The following is a 557-nucleotide window of genomic DNA, read 5'->3' as shown; positions in this document are numbered from 1 at the left end:
GCTAGAGGAACAGCAGAGGCGTCTTTAAAACCTATAACTGGAATATCCACAGTAACCGCGACATTAACTAATCATCTAGGTGCAACTTCCGAGCTGAGTGCAGCTATAGTTGTCCCTTAAGACTATATTCAATATTGAAAAAACCACGAGGACATTTGTAGTGTCGTCATAGTTTTTATTCCTATGGAATAGTAAATTTTATTTTAAAACTACGTATTTTGAGACCAGTTTTAATCGTTATGTGCAGATATATGTATCCAAAACTCTTGGAAGTATTTGGCCATATCGATGGGCTAGTTAACGATGCCGGACGCAGCTTACATGCGTCGATAGAGAATATTGATATTGTTTCTTATCTTGAGCTTAACGCCTTAGCGCTTCTGAACAACGCAAGCTGATTGAAGAAGGACAAAACGCTGCTGAAGCGCAAATAAGCAATATTGGCTCGGCAGCTGGATCTCTCAAATGTGTAGAAGAAAAGATTCTTGGCTTAATTCGAACAGGCAAAAGCCAAAATGATCGTAATCAAAGTGTTATTGAGGTTTCCTTACAGTTAT

General features: G+C 38.6%; 1 protein-coding gene. It reads left to right on the top strand.

Going from position 1 to position 557, the window contains the following annotated elements:
• Positions 1 to 251: 251 nt before the first annotated feature.
• On the top strand, positions 252 to 398 hold the full coding sequence (locus ACS8FC_RS19895) for a hypothetical protein (protein ID WP_439298055.1): 147 nt from the start codon (positions 252 to 254) through the stop codon (positions 396 to 398).
• Positions 399 to 557: the final 159 nt, after the last annotated feature.

The organism is Psychrobacter sp. 1Y4 (assembly GCF_051847555.1).
This window is presented reverse-complemented; position numbering and strand designations above follow the sequence as displayed.

Bases quoted from the DNA above. Each gene is read 5' to 3' on its own strand.
- ACS8FC_RS19895 (WP_439298055.1), top strand. From the start codon at position 252: ATGTATCCAAAACTCTTGGAAGTATTTGGCCATATCGATGGGCTAGTT.